The organism is Variovorax ginsengisoli, assembly GCF_030486595.1.
GTDB classification, from domain to species: Bacteria; Pseudomonadota; Gammaproteobacteria; order Burkholderiales; family Burkholderiaceae_C; genus Variovorax; species Variovorax ginsengisoli_B.
Genome location: NZ_JAUJZH010000065.1, coordinates 1 through 5,587, shown reverse-complemented (window position 1 = coordinate 5,587; position 5,587 = coordinate 1). Strand labels below are relative to the sequence as shown.

At 62.5% G+C, this 5,587-nt stretch carries 5 protein-coding genes and 1 pseudogene; 2 read left to right on the top strand and 4 right to left on the bottom strand.

The window, feature by feature from the left end:
• Positions 1-161: 161 nt before the first annotated feature.
• Complete coding sequence (locus tag QZH52_RS38320) at positions 162-584, bottom strand: hypothetical protein (RefSeq protein WP_301816500.1); 423 nt, start codon at positions 582-584, stop codon at positions 162-164.
• A 383-nt stretch (positions 585-967) separates the two neighbouring features.
• On the opposite strand from QZH52_RS38320, the gene QZH52_RS38315 reads away from it, so the two are divergent.
• Positions 968-1,216: a hypothetical protein gene (locus QZH52_RS38315; RefSeq protein ID WP_301816499.1), complete on the top strand. Its 249-nt coding sequence runs from the start codon at positions 968-970 to the stop codon at positions 1,214-1,216.
• Positions 1,217-1,252: 36 nt separating this feature from the next.
• Here QZH52_RS38315 and QZH52_RS38310 read toward each other — a convergent pair whose 3' ends face one another.
• On the bottom strand, positions 1,253-1,849 hold the full coding sequence (locus QZH52_RS38310; RefSeq protein WP_301816498.1) for a hypothetical protein: 597 nt from the start codon (positions 1,847-1,849) through the stop codon (positions 1,253-1,255).
• Positions 1,850-1,855: 6 nt separating this feature from the next.
• Positions 1,856-3,769 carry a hypothetical protein gene (locus tag QZH52_RS38305; protein WP_301816497.1) on the bottom strand — a complete coding sequence of 638 codons (1,914 nt, stop codon included), beginning with the start codon at positions 3,767-3,769 and terminating at the stop codon, positions 1,856-1,858.
• A gap of 592 nt (positions 3,770-4,361) precedes the next feature.
• Here QZH52_RS38305 and QZH52_RS38300 point away from each other — a divergent pair.
• Positions 4,362-4,886 (top strand): annotated as a pseudogene (locus tag QZH52_RS38300) (IS3 family transposase); the annotation flags it as partial.
• Between the two features lie 130 nt (positions 4,887-5,016).
• Here the strand turns inward: QZH52_RS38300 and QZH52_RS38295 are convergent.
• Positions 5,017-5,454: a hypothetical protein gene (locus QZH52_RS38295; RefSeq protein ID WP_301816496.1), complete on the bottom strand. Its 438-nt coding sequence runs from the start codon at positions 5,452-5,454 to the stop codon at positions 5,017-5,019.
• Positions 5,455-5,587 lie beyond the last annotated feature (133 nt).

Below are 5,587 nucleotides of genomic sequence, written 5' to 3'. Positions count from 1 at the left end.
ACGGGTGCACGCCAGACATGGTCTACTTCGCCACGCTACCCGCAATGAAGGAGGCTGCCTGATGGGTTGAACCATGAGTACATGGCTCAACCGGGGCGCCTCCGGCGGCCTAGCAGGGGCCTGAAGATTGAAAGAATCAAACCGCAGCCAATCCACTTAACTCAGGTCGATGCGTGTTCAGACGACCGGAGCCGGCTCTGTTGTCGCCAGGCTGCGGCCACAAGCAAGACGGATGCAAGGATGAAAAATACCAACATGACGCCATAAACTCTGCCTGGAGCGTCAATGAGCGGTTGGTAGAAACTTTCCACTTGCGGATCGCAAGACACGGAATCCAGAAAGCGCACTGCCAAATACTGATAGAAGGCGCTCGCGGCAATTGTGATCAGGTACGCGATCCAAGAGGCAACCATCGTCTTGCTAATCGGCCCTCCCGGCTTGATCCCAACGATTCTGTCGTAGAAGATGATCGTCAGTCCGAGGGCGCCCGAACTGAGCGCGGCAAACGACTTAGCCGTGTCTATATACAACGGAACGATCTCCTTGCTGACTAACCATCTCATGGCATCGCACTCCACATTCATGACGGCTCCTTTTCAGGGTTGTGACTTGCAAGGTATCTGAGCCTGTGCCTAGCCTCGCGTGCGGCTGAGGTCGGATCGGACCGGCATTGATCGTCAACCTGTGACCTTGGGCAGTCAAGTCGGGGTGGCTAGCAAGGCCCGACGTGTCATGTGAAGCCAGTCGCGTCGTCTAGTCACCCAGGACCGAGCGCGGACTCGACCTGCTCGCCGCTCTGGCATTCGGCGTCGAACTCGGTTGCTCCTGGAGAGGGTAACTCGGGGGTCAGGCGCGGATCTGGTGGGCCTGGCCAGCCTGGCTAATGCGGCGTGGCACCTGTGCAACGCAGGTCCTCGTGATTTGAGAACGACTTGCCGATCGGATGCTCTCCTTGGTGGTTGCTGTCATGGCCGCCAGTCATGATCAGGCGATCGCTGTGCGGGAGAGCGGCTGCCAACGGGCGTTTGGCGCAGGCGTCTTCTGCACATGCCTCATGAAAAGCCTGCCGGTGGCCTGGTCGTTCCCGGACTACATCTTCATCACCACGCGCTCAAAGGAAGAGAACGGGTACGCCGATATGCCGCCGGACATGAAGCAGGCCTACGACATGGTGGCGCCGATTCGCAACCGCTGCGTGAACCAAGCGGCGCGGTAGATGACTATGGCCTGGTCACACCAGGTCCGCGAATCCCTACTTGTTGGCCGCCTTCAATTTGGCGATGTAGTCGGCAGGAAGGTCCATGGCAGCGCGCGCTGGCACCTTGAGGCCGACGAGCTCCACCGCCTTGGCCACGCGCATGGCGTAGTCAACGCAATCGTTGTCGTTCAGGGCGTAGCTCTCGGCCGCCGCCGCAACGCCGTCGGGCAATCCGATGGCCGTGAGGGTCGGCCGCGCCGCAGCCACCGCGCGCTCATAGACCTCACGATCCACCTTGACGGTCAAACAAGCCTGCATCACGTCGGTGTACCGCTCCTCAGCTTGCTTGCCAGCCACTGGCTTGCCTCCAAAGTAGGTGAACACCGTGGGCGTCACGCCGGCGCCGGCCACGGTGTGACCGACCGATCGGAACGTTCGGCCAGCTCCTGGCCGGGCCTCGGAAAACGTCACGAAGGTGTGCCCCGGAAAGTTGAATGGCGCCGCTCGGCTGGGCCGTGAGCAAAAGCCGATTTCCGTCTCGCCCTTGGCGTCGGTGCGGGTGCGCAAATCCTTGTCTGCCGCGAGCGCAACAGCGCCAGCGAGCACGGCCAATGCCGACACCAGGCAGCGCAGTAGGTTGCTGATTTTCATGATCAGCTAGCACCAAGGGAAGCAGATCCGCTTGCCGCCGACCTTGCCCAGTTGAATGGGCTTGGGCACAAGCTGCTGCGGATTGTTGAAGACCGAATTGTTTCCGCCCCAGAACGTGCCCGGGTTACGCACGAAGGAGTTGTCACCGCCCCAGATCTGGCCCGGGTTGCGCACGAAGGAGTTGTCGCCACCCCAAATCTGTCCGGGGTTGCGAACGAAGGAGTTGTTGCCTCCAAGCAGCTGGTCGGGATTTCTGAACACCGAGTTGGGACCGCCGGCGATCTGCCCGAGGTTGCGCGCCACCCAGCCGTCTTTGCCGACCAGGTCGTTGGAGTCGCCGAAGCAACCTTTTCCGCCGAAGCCATCGGTCATGCACTTCGTCAGCTCCCGCGCGGTCAGCCTGGACGCCATGCATCCGGCCGCCGCGTAGGGCATGCCGCCGGTCGAGACCACGCACTGAACGGCAATCTGCTGCTCGGGGTTGAGCTGCAGATTGAAGAGGTTGGCGCCGGCGCACGTGGCCATCCCGGTCACGTCGCCGCCGAACTGCGCGGCGCATTGCACGGCGATCTGCTGTTCCTTGCTCAGCTTGTTTCCCAGAAGCCTGTTGGCGGCGCAACCGGCGAACTTTGCCTCGTCACCGCCGGAGTTGGCCGCGCAGCCGAGCACCGCCTGCTGGTCCTGGCTCAGGTTCTTGCCCAGAAACGCGGCGCCCGCGCAGCTCGCGAAGTCGTCGGTGTCACCGCCTGATTTCATGGCGCAGCGGGCAACGATGCGCTGATCGTCCGAGAGCTTGATCCCGACATTCGGAGCGGCGCAGGTGGCGAAGCTCGTCGCGTCTGTGGCCGAGATCGCGCAGTCGAGCACGGCCTTCTGCTCTGCCTTCAAGAGCGGGCCCGCGGCGCACTGCGTGAAGGCGGCTGCGTCGCCGCCGCCGGTGGCGCAATTAAGGATCGCTTTCTCGTTCGGCCCGAGCGCCTTGGCCGCGAAGGCTGGCCCGGCGCAGTTCGCAAACGCGTCCGCATCCCCCTTGGATTTCATCGCGCACCCCGCGAGGACTCGTTGGTCTTGCGAGAGAGTCACGCCCAGGGGCGCGGCAGCGCATTGCGCGAAGGCCGGCGTGTTCGTCGAGCTCACCGCGCAGTCCAAGACCTCCTGCTGCTTTCGGGGCAGCACAATTTTTTGACCAGCGCATCCGGCAAATGCCGCCACATCCAGACCTACTCGCTTCGCACACTCTCTGGCGAGGTCTTGCGGTGCGAGTCCTTGGGGCACGCCAAACCCTGTCGGAACGCCATCCATCCTGTCCAGGCTCGACTGCGCCACCAGGCCGCACGGTGCCGGCCCCGCCGGAGTGGAGCACAAGGGGCCGCCAACGCCCATTGCACCGGTGGCCTGGGCATTGCGCGGGTCGCCGGGGTTGGTCACACCTGCTTGCTGCTGCATCAGGTAGGCCTGAATGTCGGCGCATCGACCTTCTCCAAGAGGTCCCAGGCAAATGGGGCCTGCGGACGGATCGAAGCGCACTGGCTGAATGGGGAACTGCTGCGCTGCCACCTGGCGTATCGCGATCCAGATCTTGATGTCCTGGCACGGCCCGGGTCCAAGCGGCCCGTTGCATGTCTGCCCCCACACCGGGTTCATGCCGATTACGGGGACCTGGATCGTGGAAGCGACGGCCAGCACCAAAAGCGCATGCCGCACCACGTCACATGGCGCCGGCCCGCCATTTGGGTGCAGACAAATTTGTCCGAAGACCGGATCGTTGCCGACCACGATGGGCTGCGGAGGAACAGGAATCGGGACGCCTGGCCCGCCGCCCGGAGGAAAGCCCTGAGCGATGGCCGAGGCCGACAGGGCAAGCCAGAGCGCCAAAGCACCGGTGAGCCTGGTTACCGCTTTCGAGAAAGTGGACGGCATGCTGTTTCCCTCCTCGCGGCACCGGACGGCTTTTTTTGGAATTGCCGTCGGGCGCTCCGCGCCTAGCAGCATCATTGGCCTGTTTGCGTTCGTCATCCCGCAAAGTGAGGATGACATTCAGTGCCCACGTGAGCAGAACCCCGCCGCGGTACTGCCGTGACTCGAGAAGCAAAATGCCTCCTGGAGGAAAACGGTGAGGGTGGAAGGAGAGGGGGAAGACCCACACGGGCCTGCCGCCCCCACACTGTCGCCGCTACCGGACTTTGAATCGACTGAGCACCAGTGGCCTTGCGCACGGCTCGTTGTATGAACGCAGCGAGCCCGGCCCGGCCGCTTGGGGCCAGTGGCGCGTCGCAAGAAGTCATCGATGCGTCCTGCTGGCGTGGCGTCAAGGGACTTGTGCGCGAGCAGGCTTTGCGTATGTACGTGCAAACGTCGCGGGGACGTCCTATCACCGCCGCGAGAGGTCGATTTGGGTCAACCTCATTTCTCCCACGTCAGCGTTCGCCTGCTGCACCCGGAAGGCCCCACACGCGCGGGCCATACGTCCCCGTGGTCATCGCGCGTGCCGCTGCAACCGGTCAGCACGGTCAATGAGGTCTGGAGCATGGACTTCGTCAGCGACAGCCTGAGCACCGGCCGGCGCATCAAGTGCCTGACGGTGGCCGATGACTTCAGCCACGAGTGCGTGAGCATCTCGGTGGACTGGGGCATCTCGGGGCAGTACGTGACGCGACTGCTGGACCAGGCGGCTGTCTTCAGGGGCTACCCGCTGGCCGTGCGCACGGACAACGGTCCGGAGTTCACCAGCCGCGCCTTCATGGGCTGGACGCAGACCCACGGCATCCGCCACATCCTGATCGAGCCGGGGCGACCCATGCAGAACGGCTGCATCGAGAGCTTCAACGGCAAGTTCAGGGGCGAGTGCCTCAACGAACAATGGTTCGAGACGCTGGCGCAGGCCAGGTCGGCCATCACCATCTGGCGATAGGACTACAACGAGGTCAGGCCGCACAGCAGCTGCAACCGCATGCCGCCAGCGAAGTTCGCCGAGCTGCATCGCCAGCGCGCTGGCGATGCAGCTCGAACCATCTCAAACACCACCGAGATCAATTAATCTTGCAACCCCGGACTTCCTCGTTATGAATGGCATGGCGGAAGGGGGCAGGTCACGATCACCCCAAGTTGCTTCATGGCTTCAGGTTATGCGAGGTGCGGGCTTGTTTTGCAGGTTTTCTTTCGAGCTATCAATCCTTACTCTTGGCGGCTTTGCCGTCCACCGTTTTTCTGAGCTCCGCGATCGCCACGGCTGCAAGATTCTTGAGGAAGAACGGAGGGACGGTACGGGGGCCTGCTTTCTCATACTCGTAGCGCCAATCTTCGAACGCGTGTTGAACCTCGTGCAGCAGGGACGTGAATTCGGCTTCCGAGTAGCTATTAAATCGCAGCCGCGATCGCACCTCTTCAGGAAGCTTGCCAAGAATTTTGACGAGGTCGTGTCCACCCGAGATAGTGCCGTTGTGCACCTGCTGCAAGCCCTTGAGAGCGACCTCTGCAGCGAATGCAAAGGCGACAATCTGAGGCTCGGGCAGCCAAGGCCCAATCTTGTGAATGTCGGCTCTATCGCGTGAGCCGCAGCGCTCGGCGGCTTCGAAAAACCGCTCAGCCGCATTGATCCTGCGCACAGGAAGTGGCTGGTTCGCCGACCTAGTGGACTGTAACGTTTAAATAGGAAGTATCATTGAGCCCTCGGAGGGCGCAATGAAATTGACCGACGCCGAAATCGTGGAACTGCAGCGGCGAGCCAGTGGGAGGACC